Annotated in this window: 18 protein-coding genes; 2 read left to right on the plus strand and 16 right to left on the minus strand. The window is 62.3% G+C overall.

All coding sequences use genetic code 11. The features are described from left to right. Positions 1 to 288: 288 nt before the first annotated feature. The 11 genes from BLV31_RS03600 to BLV31_RS03650 all read right to left on the minus strand — a co-directional run bounded on the left by BLV31_RS03600 (position 289) and on the right by BLV31_RS03650 (position 7,919). Positions 289 to 813: a hypothetical protein gene (locus tag BLV31_RS03600; RefSeq protein WP_064060005.1), complete on the minus strand. Its 525-nt coding sequence runs from the start codon at positions 811 to 813 to the stop codon at positions 289 to 291. A gap of 48 nt (positions 814 to 861) precedes the next feature. Further along, on the minus strand, positions 862 to 1,509 hold the full coding sequence (locus tag BLV31_RS03605) for a hypothetical protein (RefSeq protein WP_064060004.1): 648 nt from the start codon (positions 1,507 to 1,509) through the stop codon (positions 862 to 864). Beyond that, entirely contained in the window at positions 1,506 to 2,129 is a 624-nt protein-coding gene (locus BLV31_RS03610) for a hypothetical protein (RefSeq protein WP_371746972.1), read from the minus strand. The genes BLV31_RS03605 and BLV31_RS03610 overlap by 4 nt, the downstream gene beginning before the upstream one ends. 115 nt (positions 2,130 to 2,244) lie before the next feature. Further along, positions 2,245 to 2,778 (minus strand): hypothetical protein, encoded by a 534-nt coding sequence (locus BLV31_RS03615; protein ID WP_064060003.1) that lies wholly within the window; start codon positions 2,776 to 2,778, stop codon positions 2,245 to 2,247. A 12-nt stretch (positions 2,779 to 2,790) separates the two neighbouring features. Continuing rightward, a complete protein-coding gene (locus tag BLV31_RS03620) occupies positions 2,791 to 3,447 on the minus strand; it encodes an Mce/MlaD family protein (RefSeq protein ID WP_064060002.1) in 657 nt (218 codons plus the stop codon). Further along, complete coding sequence (locus tag BLV31_RS03625) at positions 3,447 to 3,899, minus strand: hypothetical protein (RefSeq protein ID WP_064060001.1); 453 nt, start codon at positions 3,897 to 3,899, stop codon at positions 3,447 to 3,449. The genes BLV31_RS03620 and BLV31_RS03625 overlap by 1 nt, the downstream gene beginning before the upstream one ends. Positions 3,900 to 4,166: 267 nt before the next feature. Next, a complete protein-coding gene (locus BLV31_RS03630) occupies positions 4,167 to 5,390 on the minus strand; it encodes an NAD(P)/FAD-dependent oxidoreductase (RefSeq protein WP_064060000.1) in 1,224 nt (407 codons plus the stop codon). Positions 5,391 to 5,392: 2 nt separating this feature from the next. Next, positions 5,393 to 5,716, minus strand: a complete 324-nt coding sequence (locus tag BLV31_RS03635; protein WP_064059999.1) for a 2Fe-2S iron-sulfur cluster-binding protein — start codon at positions 5,714 to 5,716, stop codon at positions 5,393 to 5,395. A gap of 48 nt (positions 5,717 to 5,764) precedes the next feature. Continuing rightward, positions 5,765 to 6,175 carry an SCP2 sterol-binding domain-containing protein gene (locus BLV31_RS03640; RefSeq protein WP_064059998.1) on the minus strand — a complete coding sequence of 137 codons (411 nt, stop codon included), beginning with the start codon at positions 6,173 to 6,175 and terminating at the stop codon, positions 5,765 to 5,767. Positions 6,176 to 6,237: 62 nt separating this feature from the next. Next, positions 6,238 to 6,549, minus strand: a complete 312-nt coding sequence (locus tag BLV31_RS03645; RefSeq protein ID WP_064059997.1) for an EthD family reductase — start codon at positions 6,547 to 6,549, stop codon at positions 6,238 to 6,240. Positions 6,550 to 6,566: 17 nt separating this feature from the next. Continuing rightward, positions 6,567 to 7,919, minus strand: coding sequence for a cytochrome P450 (locus tag BLV31_RS03650; protein ID WP_064059996.1), 1,353 nt, complete (start codon positions 7,917 to 7,919; stop codon positions 6,567 to 6,569). Between the two features lie 238 nt (positions 7,920 to 8,157). On the opposite strand from BLV31_RS03650, the gene BLV31_RS03655 reads away from it, so the two are divergent. Next, positions 8,158 to 9,141: an AraC family transcriptional regulator gene (locus BLV31_RS03655; protein WP_248846160.1), complete on the plus strand. Its 984-nt coding sequence runs from the start codon at positions 8,158 to 8,160 to the stop codon at positions 9,139 to 9,141. A gap of 58 nt (positions 9,142 to 9,199) precedes the next feature. On the opposite strand, the gene BLV31_RS03660 is transcribed toward BLV31_RS03655, so the two are convergent. Genes BLV31_RS03660 through BLV31_RS03675 form a run of 4 tightly spaced genes read right to left on the minus strand, consistent with a single transcriptional unit; the run spans position 9,200 to position 13,909 of the window. After that, positions 9,200 to 9,658, minus strand: coding sequence for a MaoC/PaaZ C-terminal domain-containing protein (locus BLV31_RS03660; RefSeq protein ID WP_064059995.1), 459 nt, complete (start codon positions 9,656 to 9,658; stop codon positions 9,200 to 9,202). Positions 9,659 to 9,678: 20 nt separating this feature from the next. Next, positions 9,679 to 11,244 carry an acyl-CoA synthetase gene (locus tag BLV31_RS03665; protein ID WP_064059994.1) on the minus strand — a complete coding sequence of 522 codons (1,566 nt, stop codon included), beginning with the start codon at positions 11,242 to 11,244 and terminating at the stop codon, positions 9,679 to 9,681. A 54-nt stretch (positions 11,245 to 11,298) separates the two neighbouring features. After that, entirely contained in the window at positions 11,299 to 12,402 is a 1,104-nt protein-coding gene (locus tag BLV31_RS03670; protein WP_064059993.1) for an NAD(P)-dependent alcohol dehydrogenase, read from the minus strand. 25 nt (positions 12,403 to 12,427) lie between these two features. After that, the gene (locus BLV31_RS03675) at positions 12,428 to 13,909 is read right to left on the minus strand and encodes an aldehyde dehydrogenase family protein (RefSeq protein WP_064059992.1); all 1,482 of its coding nucleotides are present in this window, start codon (positions 13,907 to 13,909) and stop codon (positions 12,428 to 12,430) included. A gap of 236 nt (positions 13,910 to 14,145) precedes the next feature. On the opposite strand from BLV31_RS03675, the gene BLV31_RS03680 reads away from it, so the two are divergent. Continuing rightward, complete coding sequence (locus BLV31_RS03680; protein WP_081263335.1) at positions 14,146 to 14,625, plus strand: MarR family winged helix-turn-helix transcriptional regulator; 480 nt, start codon at positions 14,146 to 14,148, stop codon at positions 14,623 to 14,625. Positions 14,626 to 14,686: 61 nt separating this feature from the next. On the opposite strand, the gene BLV31_RS03685 is transcribed toward BLV31_RS03680, so the two are convergent. Next, positions 14,687 to 16,267 carry an FAD-binding oxidoreductase gene (locus BLV31_RS03685; protein ID WP_064059991.1) on the minus strand — a complete coding sequence of 527 codons (1,581 nt, stop codon included), beginning with the start codon at positions 16,265 to 16,267 and terminating at the stop codon, positions 14,687 to 14,689. Between the last annotated feature and the right edge of the window lie 64 nt (positions 16,268 to 16,331).

Raw genomic sequence — 16,331 nt, forward strand, 5'->3', positions numbered from 1 at the left:
AGGCCGTATCCGGTAGTGAAGGTAAAAGTGCGGTCCAGTTTGCTGGCCCGGTCATAGAGAATGGGGTCTGCGATCGACGCTGCGCGTCGAGGCTGACCGGGTGCATTGCTGGATGGTGCGTGCTGGCGATCCGATGACATTGCGACCGAGTCGGATTGGAAGGACAGGAATTCAGAAGGCAGGAGGGGTGTGCGCTACTGCTCGGTCCGGTAGAAATCAGCGAAGTATGCGGGGTGGCTTATTGCAGTTTGTGACGTCGTCGGCTCGAGGAGGTCGATCCTGTCGTACTCAGTTTCCGACGACCGGTAGCAGTAAGGCGATCCGCAGTTTCGAGTCGATCGTGTTGCTCAAGGCGATGGTTCGGTCGAGTAGAGGTCCCAGTGTCCGTGCTTTGGCATCGGCTTCGACCAAGGTGTCTGCTATGACCCCTGCGGGCGCAGCGGCGGCGGTGGCCTGATCGGTTGCGGCGCTTCCGGCGGCGATGATTCCCTGGAGGGGAGCGTCCGCCGAGCGGAGAGCCTCCGACAATCCGCTCAGGTGCTCTGCGAGGGATCCGAGCGTCGCGTCGGCACTCACCAGCGAGTCGATGACGCCGAGAACCTGGGGGGTGCTGAGATGGATTGCGTCGTTCGCTGGGGGAAGTTGTGCCGCACCGTGCAAGGCCTGGTCGGTAGTGTTGTCGACCGTTTGAGCCTGCAGCACGCCGTCTTTGAAGATCTCGTTGGATTCGTTCAGGTCGCGGGTGACAATCAGGATTCCGGTGAGCACTGCAAGGGTGCATGCTGTAGTGATCGCCCAGGAGAGGCGGAACATGTGCACGGTCCTTTCACGCACTGAGCGTTGTCGGTGGCGGTGTGGTCGTCAGGGCGCAGGCGGTGTGGGCACGCCCAGCGGCGGAAGGTTCAGGGCGTTGACCGGAGGTCCGATCACGGCGAGCAGCGGACCGAATACCTGCACATGGCGCGCTTCTTCCTCGATATTGGACAAGGTCGAGGCAATGGTTCGCGCGCGCGGTCCCAGTTCACCGAGAGCTCCCTGCACGGAGACGAGGTTGGTGTCGATGGCCTCGAGTTCGGTGGTCACGGAACCGACCGCAGTGGCCAGTCCCGCCACCGTGGGAGCAGCCTGGTCCGCCCGGCCGGTGACGTTCGCGACCAACTCCGGCAATGGCTTGGCAATCGTCCCGACCTGCCGAGTGGATTCATTGACTGCCAATGCTCCGTCGGGTAACCGGGCGGCGGTGTCCGTGAGTACCTCGAGGTCGTCGGCGAGGGGGACCAGGGCTTGGATATCGACAGCCAACTGGGCGTGTTTGGGCACAAACACCGATGCCAACTTGTCGAGCTGCCCTGCCGAGACGATCAGCTCCTGGCTCAGTGCCGCGGGCCGGCCGAGAGGATCTTGCAAGTCGGTCATCGTCGGAAGAAAACCGTTGGTCACGCACAGTGCCACGGCGGGAAGAGCCCCGACTCCGAGCACAACCCCGACGAATTGCTTCGCGGTGATCACCGTTGTCCTTCCGTAGGTGCTGGTATGAAGGCTCCCGTTTCGGGAACCAATGCGAGCTTGTTGTAGGTCCGGGTCAGGCCGGAGTTGAGTTCTTCCACGAGGGTGAGAGCGGTGGTCAATTCCTGGTCCACCGCGATGACCGTCGTGTTTGCTTCGGTTGAGATCGCGTGCAGCGAGGCAGCAGAGTCCTGCAAGGTGGTGGCCACCGATTCCAGTTGTTCGGCGATGTCGGCATCGTTGCGGCCGGCGGCGACGAGGGCTTGCGCATCGGGCAGCAGAGCGGCCAGATGGGTCACATCCGCGGCAGCCACGGTGTTGAGCTGGGCGAGAATACCGGAGAGCTCTTCGAGCTGCGCACGAGCGGTGGCGGGGGCAGTCAGGTCGGCGCGCTGGGCAAAGAAGTCGTTGGTGGTTCGGAAGTTGGCCACTGTGGTGCGGGCACTGTTCTGCACTTGGAGACCCTTGTGGATGGTGGTCAGGACCATGGCGAGCAGCACGATGGCAAGCACCGCGGCGAGCCGTCCGATCCACTCGGTAGCTACTGCGTAGCCACTGGGGCCGGGAAGTGCAGAGATGGGAAGGTCGTGACGCTTCCAGCGGTCCGTGCGAACGCGGGTGATGCCGGGAATGCGACGTCCTCGGGATCGGCCGATGGGGTCGAAGGACGAAGAGGGGCCTTGTCTCATCAAATCGTATCCAGTCGGGGAGAGGGAAAGACGATGTGGTCGGCGATGGTCAGCCGGGTAGCGGCAGCATCTGGTTGATGGTGTGGACCGACTCCACCGAGCTGCGTAGGTCTGCGACGAGTCCCTGCACGATGTCGAGCAGCTCGGTGCCCTGGCCGCCGAACGCCCGGGCGGATTCCACCAGCGGAAGCACGGTGCCCTGAACTTCACCGAGGATCGACTGGATGGTGACCAGCTGCTCGTTGGTCACCTGTGCACCGTCTGTGCTTTGGGCAAGCATGTGAGCCGCGGGACCGATCGCCTCATCCAGTCGTATCAGGAGTGGCTCGAGAGCGGCGGTGGCGTCCAGGGCCTGGCGGGCAGTGTTGGTCAGTTCCGTCAACTGCTGGAGTTCACCGGTCAGTTTGTCGTTGACCGCGACGATGTCTTCCGAGACGGCAACACTGGTGAGGTTGACGTCCTGCTGGTTGTCCAGCCGAGTGTTGAGGTTGAAGATTACGAAGGTCAGCAGGCCGAGAACTCCTACTGCGGCGATCGCCAGCACCATCCGTGCGGGACCACCGGGTCGTCCGAAGAATGTCACCGTGGAGTTCCTCTACTTTCCGGACAGGTCGTTGGCTGATTCCTCGGCGGACAGACGGGCGCGGTGCACATGTGCGGCGGTGGCGCGGGCATCGACGAGAATCTTCTCCATTGCCGAAGTACTGGAGTCGAGGGCCGAGGTCGCCCCATCGAGCGGGGCATCAAGCGAATTGACCTGGGCGGTCAGGGTGTCGAGTGAGGACACGAGACCGGTTACGTTGGTGCCGGCGCGGTCCAAGGTGACGTGTAGATCGTCGTTGATCTGGTCGATCAACGTGTTCAATTCGGCGCTGACCGCGGCATCGGTGGCAAGAACACTGTTCAGCGCCGCATTCATCTTGTCCAACGACTCGAAGGCGGCCAGGGTCACGTGCTCGTGTTCGACGAGATCCGCCAGGGTCGGGTTGTAGCTGTCGGCGGAGACGACTGCTTGATCGAGACGGTAGGGAGTGGCCACGAGGTCGTAGATCCGCGGCGCCAGGTAGAACGCGCCGATCGGGATCAACGTCGCTATCACCGCGGCACGCGCGAGTTTCGTGCCTCGGCTCGTGCTCGTCGCCACGTAGTCGCCACGATCGATCACGGCAATGAGCTCGCTGTGGGGGCTGTTTCGAGCGAGGTCCTTCCGTAGACGGTCATCTTCACCGTAGTGCCTCGACACCTGTGTCATCACTTGACTCCTGTAAGGAGTGCGAAGGTCCGCAGTGTGCTGACGGTGTGGGTCAGCAAGCCCTTGACCACGAGTTTGCGTGAGAAAATGCTCTTGAGGGCTCGACGTCCGGGTGCGCGGAGAAATCCGATCGGGGCCAAGCCTCCGGTTTTCATCGGCAGTGAAGGAATGTCGTTGAGGTGGTCGTCGACACCGATGAGGATGACGTTCGGTCTGCCGAGGATACCGTTGTACACAGCAGCAGCGTGCTCACCGAAGACGACCGTGCAGGCGCTGTCGGTGGCGGTACTGATGATGGACACGGGCCGCGTCAGTTTGCGGGCTATCGCGATCCGGTCGGGAAAGTTCTCGAGGTTCTGGCTCAGTAGGGTCGCGACGACGGTGGCGATATGGTTGGCGTCCGCGTCGTCGTAGACGATCAGTTCGTAGACGGGGGGCGCTGTGGTTGTCATCGCGGTCCTCTCGATAGGCGAATTCGGATCTCGTCGCGGCCACCGCGGTCACGCGTCATGAATGAAGGCGGAGATGAACGCGAAGTTCCGCCGGGATGCACCGTGGTGATTGACTACGGTGACGCAGCTCGACCGCGGTCGTCAGGGAATAACAGTTGTTCAATGGAGACCGAATAGGTCGGCTTGCACCGAGTCTGGCTTCCGGTGGGCAGCAGCCACCCGCCTCGTGCCGTAACCAGCGTCGGACACGAGGCGGGTGGTGGATGCTCAGGCTAAGGCCAGAGCTTTCAGATCTACTGCAGGATCGGCGCATTCGTCACGAGACAGTGACTTGCCTGCAGCAAGGAGTTTGCGTGCAGCCATGTGGTCACGGGTTCGATTGACCGACTCGACTCCCAGGAGGCGATCCCCGGCGAAACAGAACACCGAGAATGCACCTTCTTCGAGGGATCCGCGCACGACGGTGTTGTCGTATCCGGTGACCAGTCCTGCCATCTGAAGTTTGCTGGCGTACTGCTCGGTCCAGAACCATGGGACGCTCTGGTACGGCAGGTCGTTTCCCACGAGACGATTTGCGACGCAGCGAGCGTGGTCGACGGCGTTCTGAATCGACTCGAGGCGTAAGCGGCCGGTGCCGGCGGTGTTCGGATAGGACGCGCAGTCCCCGATGGCGGAGATCGCTGGGTCCTCGGTCAGGAGGTGAAGGTCGACGACGATACCGTTATCGACAGCAAGGCCGGCACGTTCGGCCAGCTCGGTATTGGGCATTACGCCGATACCAACGACGATGATGTCGGCATCGATCACCTCGCCGGTGGCGATTCGTACGCCTCCGGCACGACCATTCTTCTCGACGATTTCTGTCACGCTGGTATTCAGTCGCCACTGCACTTCGTGCCGGGCGTGTTCGTCGACGAAGAACTTCGAGACGGTTTCACTGACGGCCCGCGCCATCGGGCGGTCGAGGGATTCGACGATGGTGGTCGTGACTCCGCGGGTTCGTGCCGCCGCAGCAACTTCCAAGCCGATGAAGCCTCCCCCGATCACCACGATCGATGTGCACGAGGGCAACGTTGCGGCCAGGGTTTGCGCTTCCGAGAGGGTGCGTAGGTACTGGACGCCCGCAAGGCCGGCGCCCGGCACCGGCAGTGCGCGGTTACGCGTTCCGGTGGCCAGAACCAGGTGGCCGTAACCAACGCGGCTTCCGTCGTCGAGTTCGACCTCGTGCATCTGCCGGTCGATGTCAGTCACCCGACGGGAACAGTGCAGATCGATCCGGTGTGAGGCGAAATAGTCCCGTGGACGTAATGCCACAGACTCGGGATCGGAGTCGCCTTTGAGGTACGCCTTCGACAGCGGCGGTCGTTGGTACGGGACATTCTCCTCGTCACCGAGGATGGTGATATCACCTGTGTACCCCTTCGACCGCAACGACGTTGCGGTTTCGAAGCCCGCCTGTCCGGCGCCGACGATGACCACTGGCTCGCTCATCATCACACCTGGGTTTCGGGAAGGTGCACAATCAACCCGTCGAGATCGTCGGTGACCGGAATCTGACATGACAGTCGACTCTCAGCGGTACGTTCGCACACCGTGTCGTCAAGCATTTCGTCTTCTTCGTCGGACACAGGTGGCAGGCGGTCCGCCCAGGCCGAGTCGATGTAGACATGGCAAGTTGCGCACATGGCCTGGCCACCGCATTCGGCAACGATGCCATCGATCCCGGCCCCGATCGCGGCCTGCATGATCCGCTTGCCGGCCGGTACCTCGACGGACTGCTTGGTCCCGTCAGGGTGGACGTAGGTGAGGGAAGGCATTGGGAGAACTCGCTTTCGAACTTGAACGGAGACGCGGTGCGCGATGGCTCAGACGAGCAGGTCGTCGCGACCGGCGGCCTTGAGATCGTCGATGTAGATGGGAAACAGGAACTTGGTGCTCGGCACGAGCTTGAGGACCTTCATGATCGCGCCTTCGGTCTTGACCTGTCCCTTGGCCATGGCGAGTGTCATGTTCACTTTGCCCTGCCAGAACCGATTGGCGGTGTCGGTGCTCATACGCATGGTTGCGTTCGGCGGCACCAGGCAATCGGCGACACTGGGGTACACCTTCTTGTTGGGCATGTCGAGCACGACCTCGCTGTCGGGGTCGGTGCACTGGACCAGCAGCACTGCTCCGGTGCCGGACAGTTTGGGCCCGAGGTCCGGATCCTGGTAGGCCTTCTCGAAGATTCCGCCGACGTAGGTGAACAGGTCCTTCTCATCAGTGAAGCTGGGCACGTTTCGAACCTTTCGATGGGGGAGGACCGCTGATCGGTCCCCCACAAGATGGGGTGAAGTGTTCAGGGGACGACGATGTCCTCGTCGCTGAAGTAGAACGAGGCGCCGCCGCTGGCGAAGTTGACAAGATCTGCAGCTGCATTCCGCCCTTCCGGTGAAGCGAAACCGGCGATGGCATCGTCCTTGGATGCGAAGTAGATCTGTGCCAGGAAATAAGCAGCCGGCTCGGTGCCGTCGAGGGATTCGCACTTGCCTCCGGCGAACCGCTGGACGCCGGGGATCTTTCCTGCCAGGGGCAGATGGGTCGTGGTGTAGTACTCGTCGAACTCGGCAGGAGCGGTCGGATGACCATAGGTGATGGTGACGCGGTACATGACGTCGTCCTTACTGGTCAGGGGCGGTCGGCCGGAATGGGATTCTGTGCCGGATCCCATTCGACGAGGACGTGCTCAGGTCCTCGGAACGAGGTGTTGGGCAGATAGGTGTATTGCTGGCCTTCGACCAGGCGCATGTGAGGCAGACGTCGGGCGAGCTCGCCGATGAAGATCCGCATCTCCTGGCGCGCCAGGGTGGCCCCCATGCAGGTGTGTGTGCCGAGTCCGAAGGTCAGATGCCGCCGAGCATTCGGGCGGTCGAGGTCGAAGACGTCGGGTTCGGGGAAGACGGAGTCGTCGCGGTTCGCCGACGAGGTGACGATCAACAGCCGCGAACCTGCCGGGATCTCGACCCCGCCGACCGTCGTGTCGTCTGTGGTCATCCGTCGCCATGCCACCACGGAGCCGGCGTAGCGCAGGCACTCCTCGATGGCCTTGGGGATCAGAGTGGGATCGGCGCAGATCCGCTCCCAGGCCTTCCGGTTCTCGAGCAGTGTCCGGAATGCGTTACCGGACGCGTTCGTGGTGGTCTCGTGGGCGGCGAGAATGCCGCTCATCATGATGTTCTGGAGGTAGTTGTCTGTGATCAGGTCCGGGTGGTCCTTCTGCACGCGAATGGCGTGCGGGATCCAGCCCGGTGCGTCCGGGGTCTTCTTCAGGCGTTCGACGAGATGGCCGGCGAATTCCCAGAACTGGCCCATTCCGGTTGCCACCCGGTTCTGCTCTTCGGCGGGCGGGCGGCCCCAGGTGAACAGAGTCTGCTGCATACCGAACTGCCGGCACGTCTCGATGTCCTCGTCGGGGACACCGAGGAAGATCAAAGCGACGATGCAGGGAACCTCGTAGAACAGATCGTCGACGAGGTCGGCGTGGCCGCGCTTGACGAACCTGTCGATGTAGGTATTGACGATCTCGGTGATCCGAGGCGCAAGCTTGGCTACTTCGTCGGCTTCGAACGGCGCCATCAGCGCACGTCGCCGCTCGGTATGGATGGGCTCGTCCTCGTTGACGATGGTCGGTCCAGGGGCGAAATCGTACCCGTCGAGGATTTCGATGGCTTCTTCACTGACCGGCGTGATCTGTTCGAGCGTGATCGCCGCCGAGAACAGCTCCGGATTCTTGAAGATCTCCTTGATGTCGTTGTAGCGCGTAACGACCCAGTAGTCGAGTACGGGACTGTAGAAGACCGGCTCCTCCTTGCGGGCCAGCTTCAGCGAATCGCCCGGGTTGACCTGGTATGCGCCACGAAACGGATCGAATGATGCTGCCAGGGACGAGACCGGGCAGCCGGTAGGGCTGTGGGTGACACTGGAAACGGGACATCCGTCCGGGGTTGTGCTTACCGCGGAACTATCGTGCTGCACGGACATTCGCGCTCCTTTGAAGCTGTGCTGGGAATGTGTGATGTGAACCACCTGATAGGAACAAGTGTGGGCTGGGCGGCAGTGGCCGGTCGATCCGATTCGCGCCGCGATATGTCCCCAAAGCGCCAATCCATGCGTTCCCGGATTGTAAGGAATCCTTGCATTAATGATGTGACTCTGATCTCATATAGTTATGCCCACCGCAGATGGTGATTCGACGTCGTTGTCGGCCGTGAGTTCCGATGTGGACGAAGCCCGAAGCCTGGGCGGGGAGATCTACTACCCACACTCGGTGCGGGTGATCGGCGACCAGCGCAGGTTCACCATGCGCCTGGATGCCGCCGAGATGGGGCCGGTCACAATGGGCTGGCTGTCCTATGACACCGAAGTGAAAATCGATACGCGCGAACTCGGCGACGCCTACCACGTGAACTTACCCGTGACCGGGCAGTTGAAGACGGGCTCGGGAGCGGACAGGATGATCGCTACCCCCTCGCGTGCGGCCATTTATCGGGCCGACCGAAATTCGGTGCTTGAGGGGTGGGGAGAGGATTCGTGCCGCATGCTCGCCGTGAAGTTCGATCGGCGGGCCGTAGACGATCAGCTCGCACAGCTCGTAGGAAAACCGATTCGCAAACCGATCGCCTTCGACCTCGCCCTCGACATCACCTCGGGACCCGGTCTTCAGTGGTGGATGGTGATGCGAGCACTCGCTGATCAGCTGCGAAACGCCGATTCGCTTTACCGTCACCCGTTGCTGGTGGCACCCCTGACGCAGAGTGTCATGGTCGCCCTGCTCCTTGCTGCCCGGCACGACTACAGCTCTCAGCTGGTTACCTCCGTCGACCCGGCGGCTCCCGCCGCGGTGGAGCGCGCCAGGCAATACATCGAAGATCATGTTGACGAGCCGTTGACTGCGGTCGAGATCGCGGCTGCAGCGGGGGTGAGCCTGCGAGCCCTCCAGCACGGATTTCAGACAGCGCTCCAGACCACCCCGATGCGCTATCTGCGGGACATACGCCTGCGCAGAGTTCGCGCCGATCTTCTCGCCGCAGATCCCGAACAAGTCGGTGTGGCCGAAATCGCCTACCGGTGGGGATTCAACCACCTCGGCAGATTTGCCGGCCACTACCGCACGATGTTCGGGGAAAGTCCGTCCGAAGCGCTGCGGTCCGGCCCGACCCGACAATTGTCCCGACGCGGGTCCCTGTACCTCGCGGGACAGTGAGCAAAGACCTCGAAGTCCCGGGGCGCCGAATGAACGGCGATCCGAGGATCTCGGGCGGTCAACTGTAGTAGCGGTAGACCATTTCAGCGACCACTGCCGGCTTGTCCGATCGGTTGCACTCGACGGTACCGGCCACGGTCACCTGATAGCCGTTCCCCTTCACTTCCTCTACCGCCGCTACCGTGGCGCCGAGTCGCACTCTGGATCCGGCCGGGACCGGAGACAAGAAGCGCACCCTATTGAAGCCGAAATGTACTGCAGGTCGCGCTCGTTCGATCACCAACAACTGCGACCACATCGGCATGAGGAGCGCCAGCGTGAAGCAGCCAGGGGCAATGCCCTCGTCGCATGGACCTTCGTTGGTGAATTCGGAAGCGGTATAGCTCCACGACGGATGGTGGGTGGCAGCGGCAAAGTGCTCGATATCGTTCCGCGGAACCGGGATCCACTCGCCGGGGCCGAGATCGCAACCGACGAGGTCGAGCAGAGCCGTCGGTGAGGAGACGATGGTGACCACGAGGAAGGGCTCTGTGTCGATTACTCGGTCGCGGCGGGGTCGGCGGCTGCAAGATCCCGTAGTTGGGCTCGCTGGATCTTCCCGGTGGCATTTCGCGGGATGCCCGTGACGAACCGGAACTTCTTGGGAATCTTGTAACGAGCCAAATGTTCTTCGAGGTACTGCACGATATGGTCCTCGTCGGTAGCTGGGTCGGCGATGACCACGAAGGCCATTCCGACCTCGCCCCATTTTTCGTCAGGAATCCCGACCACCGCCGCGGAGCTGACGCCCGGGTAACGAGCGAGGACTGCCTCGACTTCGGCCGGATAGATGTTTTCTCCACCGGAAATAATGATGTCCTTGACGCGGTCGACGACCGAGGTCCACCCGTCCTCGGCAACAGTGACGACATCGCCGGTGTGAAACCATCCGTCGGCAGTGAAGGAGTCGGAGGTCGCGTCCGGCCGATTCCAGTACCCGGCAAACACGTTCGGCCCGCGCACCAAGAGTTCACCCGATCGACCCGGCCCGATGGCACGCGGACCCGGCGCACCGGCCAGGGCGACATCGGTGTAGAAGTGAGGAAATCCCACCGACACCGGCCGGTCTGCGGCGCCCTCGGCGACAGCCATGTAGACCCCCGCAGCTGCCTCGGTCATTCCGTATCCTTGGAGCAGTTGCACGCCACGTTCGAGCCACGCGGTAGCCACCCGCTCGAGCACGGGTGACCCCCCGTACACCACATAGCGCAGGGAACTGATGTCGGTGCTGTGCCAGCCGGGGTGCTCGCAGAGCATCTGCAAAATGGTGGGAACGGCGGAAAAACTGGTGATCGCTTCCCTGGAGATTGTGGCTAGTACCTCGCCGGCGTCGAACTGTTGTACCGGGATCACCGTGCCACCTTTGAACAAGGTGGGCAATGTGACTTGGTTCAGTCCGGTGACGTGGAACATCGGAGCTAGTGCCAACGCTTTGTCAGTGGAGAGTACATCGATGTGCGCGAGTTGATTGAGCGTGTTGAACGTCAGATTCCCATGCGTCAAAACGGCGCCCTTCGGGGTGCCGGTGGTACCCGAGGTATACAGGATCAGGCACGGGTCGTTGAGCCCCACCGCACCGAACGTGGTTGCGGGGTCTCCGCTCGACAGAAACTGTTCGTAGTCGAGGCACCGGATCGGACAGGTGGGTGCATCGAGGGCAAGAACATGTTCGACCGAATTCAACGCGGAGCCCAGGGACTGGGCAATGTGGTGATGGGTAGGTGCGAGTACTAGGACCGATGCACCGGAATCGACCAGCATGTACTCGATTTCACGTGCCGCAAGACGGGTGTTGAGGGGCACGAACACCGCGCCCAGAAGTCCGCTCGCGAACAGGGATTCGAACGCCGGAAGGTCGTTGGGGCCGAGATAGGCAATGCGATCACCCGGCCCGATCCCGGCCGCTGACCACGCCGAGGCCAGCGCAGCAACGCGGTCAGCGAGCTCGAGATACGACAAGGACCGGTTATCGCGAACGAGGGCAATGCGATGCGGAGTGATTCGGGCGCGTCGGCGGGGCCAACTGCCTAGTCCGGTATCGGCAGCGGTGATGTCAGCGGGCATGGTGAAACTCCTCATCTGGCTCGGTTCTACATACCGTCTTGTCGGGGGCGGTGATCAGAACCTGAGGACGGGTTTGATCGAACGTCCGGAGATCATGTCGTCGACGGCGTTGTTGATGTCCTCGAATGGGTAATGGGTGATCAGTCGGTCGATCGGCAGCCGACCCGAGCGCACCAAATCGACCAGCACCGGGATCAGGGCTTGGGTTTCACTGTCGCCGAGAGTCAGTCCGATGATGCTGCGGCCGGGGATCATAGCGTTGACATCGACCGGGACTTCGGTGCCGAAAGCAGGGGCACCGACAATGACAGCGGTGCCGCGCGGCGCGAGTGCGTCGATCGCCGTGCGCAGGACCCCGACATTGCCGGTAGTTTCCACTGCCCCGTCCACGCCGGCCCCACCGGTGATTTTGACCAGTTCCTCGGCAGTATCGACCTGTGTGGCGTCGATGGTGTGTGTGGCACCGAGTTCGCGCGCGAGGTTCAATCGTTCGGGGACGCGGTCTACGACGATCACCTTGGACGCCGGTGTGAGTGCAGCCGCCATCACCGACGACAGTCCGACGGCGCCGGCCCCGGTGATCAGGATCGTGTGGCCCGGGCGCGGGGTAAGGGCGTTCCATACTGCGCCGACTCCGGTCTGCACCCCACATCCCAGCGGAGCAAGTAGCTCCAAAGGGGTCTCGGCGTCGACCTTGACCGCACTGCGCTCGTCGACGACAGCGTGTTGTGCGAACGACGATTGTCCGAAGAAATGTCCGCCGAGGGGTTGACCATCGCGGCTGACCGGGCTACTGCCATCGGCACGGGCACCGCCGACCAGGTTCAGCGGAAGCCATGTTGCGCAGTAGGCGGGATGTCCGTCACGGCAGTTCCCGCAAGCACCGCACGAGGTGAAGGACAACAGGACGTGGTCGCCGACCGACACCGAACCGACGTTCGCCCCGACTTCTTCGACGACGCCGGCGCCTTCGTGGCCGAGCACACCGGGCAGGGGAAAGGGCAATGTCCCGGAGGCGACGCCGAGGTCGGTGTGACACAGGCCGGCGGCACTCATCCGGACTCGGATCTCATGAGGTTGCAGTTCGTCCAGCTCGACGGGCGAAAGGGTGAATTCGGCGCCGCCGGTTTCGACGACGGCAGCGATGGTGCTGGTCATGGGTGCTCCTGGAAGAGGGGAATGGTCAGTCGAGGGAAATGACGACGGACTTGACCTTGGTGTAGGACTCGAGGGCTTCCGGTCCGTACTCACGGCCGAACCCGGAGTTCTTCACGCCACCGAACGGAACTGCAGGATCGAGCATCGCCCAGTCGTTGACCCAGACGATGCCTGCCTGCAGTTTCGCTGCTACGCGGTGCGCCCGAGCGACGTTTCCGGTCTGCAGTCCCGCGGCCAGTCCGTACTCGGTGCCGTTGGCCAGGGCAATGGCCTCGTCCTCGGTATCGAACGGCTGCACGGTCAGCACAGGACCAAAGATCTCCTCTTGCACCACTCGAGAGGCATTGTCCAGGTCGGCGATGACGGTGGGTTTGTAGTAGAAGCCACCGTCCAGGTCCAGACGTTCACCGCCGGTGACGATCCGGGCGTTCTCGTCGCGCGCGATCTGGACGTATTCCTCAACCTTGGCCACGTGCTTGTCCGCCGCCATAGGGCCGACGACGGTCTTCGGATCGAAAGGATCGCCGACCGGTACACCGGATACGGCCTCCCCAAGGATGGTCAGCACGGTTTCGTACAGTGGTCGTTCGACCAACAGGCGGGGTCCTCCCATGCAGAACTGACCCGTGTTGAACACGAAGCCCTTGATAATCGCCCCGACAGCTTTTTCTACGTCGGCGTCGGCGAAAAGGAGGTGCGCGGCGTTGCCGCCGAGCTCCATGGTCACCGGTTTGAGGTTTTGGCCGGCGACACTGGCGGCATGTCGACCGATACCCGTGGAGCCGGTGAATGCGATCTTGTCGATATCCCGGTGCTGCAGAAGGGCTTCACCGATGGTCGAGCCCTTACCGGTCACCACATTCACCACCCCCGCGGGAACGCCGGCTTCGGTAAGGATTTCCGCCATCAACAGCGCGCTGAGAGGGGTGTCCTCAGCCGGCTTGTGCACTACACAGTTCCCCGCGGCAAGAGCGGGAGCAATCTTCGAGCTGCTCAGAATCAACGGAAAGTTGAACGGAGTAATCGCACCCACCACCCCGAGCGGCTCGCGGCGCGTGTAGGCATGAGCGTGCAGAGGGGTCTCACGATTGGATCCACTCGTTGTCTGTGCAAGCGCCGCGCAGTACTCGTACTGCTCGGCAGTGGTGAGTACATCGACGGGACGGCACAGTGATACCGGCTTACCGACATTGACGGACTCGACGGCGATGATTTCGTCGGCGCGTTCGCGGACCAGTTCAGCGACGCGGTGAAGGATACGGGCGCGTTCGCGACCGGACAGGCCGGACCAACGCCCGTCATCGAATGCTGTGCGGGCCGCCTGCACCGCGGTGTCGAGATCCTCCGCGTTGGCTTCGGCGACCGAGGTCACCGTGCGACCCGTGGACGGGTCGATGATGTCCGTACGTGCGCCGCTGGTCGATTCGCGCCATTGCCCGTCGATGAACAACTGGCGCGGACCGATCGTCGGACGGACGATATGTGTGGTGTCGTCGGTGACAGTCATAGTTGTGCCTTCACTTCCGGGAAGCCTGTGAGGGTCTGCAGGAATGCAAGTGGTCTGCGGGTGGAGCTGGTAGACCGCGTTTTACCGCTGAATGAAATCCGTTCAGCAGATGCACCTTCCGGTGCCATATACCGCGTGGTCACGCTGTGCGTGCGTAGGGGGAACGCCTTAAGATGATCAGGAAACCTGAGGTTGGCGATGGTCGGCCTCGAGCACGCGATGCGGGGAGTACGCCGATGACCGTCACGACTGCCCAGGCCGATGCCTTCGGTGCTGAAGAACTCATGGGTGAGCCGACTCTGCTGTATGCGATCAAGCAGGTGGAGCTGGCGATTCGATCTCGTATGGATGCGATCCTGCGTCCGTTGGGTCTGACCGCTTTGCAGTACACCGCGCTGACCGTGTTGCGGCGCCGGGGCGGGTTGTCGTCGGCGGAATTGGCGCGTAACTCGTTCGTCACGGCCCAGACCATGGGGGAGATGCTTGCGGCCCTCGAACGGCGTGGGTTGGTGGCTCGACAGGTCGATCCCGACAATCGCCGACGCATGTTCACCTACCTCACCGACGAGGCGTTGCGGTTGCTCGATGAGTACGACACACAGATTCGCTCCTTGGAAGAGCAAATGGTGCGGGACCTCAACGGCCGTCAGCGGGAGGCGTTCCGCGGATATCTTGGTCGCTGTCGCACTGCCCTGGGTGACACCGCTGCGCATTAGCAGAAGTGGAACTCCGGTGCGGCGGACGTTCTGCGGGCCGCCGCACCGGACGTAGTGGTGGTCAGAGATTCTGGCCACGGAATCGCTGCGGCCACACGCCCGACTTGCCGGGAGCGATGATGCCGTTGGGATCGAGGGCATCTTTGACCTTCTCGTGGAACTTCAGCAGTGCACCGTCACCCCAGTTGAAGGTGCCCATGACGTCATCCATCAAGGCATTGTGGGTGCGGTATTCGCCGTAGCCTTCTTCGGCTGCTTCGCGGACGAGGATCCGCGTCATTCGCAATGCTTCTTCCCGCACCTCCGGGATGGAAGTGTCATAGACGAACAGGCACACATGGTGCATTTCGCGCAGACCGACGATGAACTGGGCTGCGTAGTCCTTGTTGTACTCGTTCGCCCGGTCGCGAACCATCTCGAACTGCTTCATCGCCTCGCGTCCGTCCGGCGCCGAAACGGGGGAGAAGCAGATATGGCCGCCGTTGGGTACCCAGTCGAGCAGCTGCAGTTCGTCGAGGCTGGGGATTCCGTTGTTGATCTTGTGGCGGTCCTGCAACACGTGGCCGCCGCGGTCGTTGCGCTCCTCGTGGGTGAAGAAGCGGGCTCCCGGGATCTGGCTGAACGCGTCCTTGATGATTCCGTAGTACATCTCGATCATCGGCGGCGGACCGTAGAGCGTGGCGTAGAAGTTCCAGTATCCGAGGTTCAGGTCCTTCTTCATTTTCTCGATGGCTTCTGCCGGCATCGGCCCGTCACCGTCGAACCATTCTGAGCGCCGCGATACCGCCGCAGCGTCCATGAAGATGTTGCGGAGGACCGGCACGTTCTGCAGGGGCGCCATGTTGATACGCAGCGGCAACATGATGTCGACGATCTGCTCGAGATCCTCTTCCCTGTCGAAGGTGATCAGGAATGTCTGCGATGCCGGTGGCTTGGGCATCAGAGCGATACCCATCTTGGTGACGATGCCCAGATTGGACTGGGTGAACATGCCGTCGGGGCTCGGGCCGAATCCGTAGGGGAACAGTTGCCAGGTATCACTGCCGGGCAGCGCGCCCATACCGGTGCGCATTACCTCACCCTGCGGCAGAACAACTTCCATTCCGGTCTGCCACATGAAGTGGTCGCCGTACGGGGTGTAGCCGACGCCGCGGTCGAGCGCGTTGCCGACTACGCTGCCCCAGCCTAGGTCTGGGCAGTCGATCATCAGGTTCAGATTGTTGTTCTGGATGTACTCGTACAGATCGAAGTAGGTCACACCCGGCTCGAGCAGCGCGTAAGCGTACTTTTCGTTGACCTCGAGGATTCGGTTCATCCGCTCGCCGGTCTTGATGATCACCGAACCGGACAGCCGAGGGGATGCACCCCCGTAGCCGTTGTTCTTGCCCGTGGAGACCGGGGACAGCGGAATACCGTACTCGTTCGCGATCCGTACCACGGCCTGGACCTGCTCGGTGGATTCAGGTGAGACCACCGCTGAGGGGACGTAAGCCTCGCTGGCGCCCACCGGATAGGGGTCCTTGAAGTTTTCGAGTTCTTCGGTGCTGGAAAGCACCCATTTGTCACCGACGACTTCGCGGAAGCGGGCGAGCGCCGTATCGAACTGCTCTTCGGACAAGCCGGGGGGAAGAGTTCGCGTCATTCTTGACTGCTCCTTACTTTGGCGGCCGGCTCAGTGCGGCCGCGCCGAACGCGGTTCCTGGATG

It is taken from the genome of Rhodococcus pyridinivorans (assembly GCF_900105195.1).
Lineage (GTDB): Bacteria > Actinomycetota > Actinomycetes > Mycobacteriales > Mycobacteriaceae > Rhodococcus > Rhodococcus pyridinivorans.

Bases quoted from the DNA above. Each gene is read 5' to 3' on its own strand.
- BLV31_RS03600 (WP_064060005.1), bottom strand. From the start codon at position 813: ATGTTCCGCCTCTCCTGGGCGATCACTACAGCATGCACCCTTGCAGTG.
- BLV31_RS03620 (WP_064060002.1), bottom strand. From the start codon at position 3,447: ATGACACAGGTGTCGAGGCACTACGGTGAAGATGACCGTCTACGGAAG.
- BLV31_RS03625 (WP_064060001.1), bottom strand. From the start codon at position 3,899: ATGACAACCACAGCGCCCCCCGTCTACGAACTGATCGTCTACGACGAC.
- BLV31_RS03630 (WP_064060000.1), bottom strand. From the start codon at position 5,390: ATGAGCGAGCCAGTGGTCATCGTCGGCGCCGGACAGGCGGGCTTCGAA.
- BLV31_RS03635 (WP_064059999.1), bottom strand. From the start codon at position 5,716: ATGCCTTCCCTCACCTACGTCCACCCTGACGGGACCAAGCAGTCCGTC.
- BLV31_RS03645 (WP_064059997.1), bottom strand. From the start codon at position 6,549: ATGTACCGCGTCACCATCACCTATGGTCATCCGACCGCTCCTGCCGAG.
- BLV31_RS03650 (WP_064059996.1), bottom strand. From the start codon at position 7,919: ATGTCCGTGCAGCACGATAGTTCCGCGGTAAGCACAACCCCGGACGGA.
- BLV31_RS03665 (WP_064059994.1), bottom strand. From the start codon at position 11,244: ATGCCCGCTGACATCACCGCTGCCGATACCGGACTAGGCAGTTGGCCC.
- BLV31_RS03670 (WP_064059993.1), bottom strand. From the start codon at position 12,402: ATGACCAGCACCATCGCTGCCGTCGTCGAAACCGGCGGCGCCGAATTC.
- BLV31_RS03675 (WP_064059992.1), bottom strand. From the start codon at position 13,909: ATGACTGTCACCGACGACACCACACATATCGTCCGTCCGACGATCGGT.
- BLV31_RS03680 (WP_081263335.1), top strand. From the start codon at position 14,146: ATGACCGTCACGACTGCCCAGGCCGATGCCTTCGGTGCTGAAGAACTC.
- BLV31_RS03685 (WP_064059991.1), bottom strand. From the start codon at position 16,267: ATGACGCGAACTCTTCCCCCCGGCTTGTCCGAAGAGCAGTTCGATACG.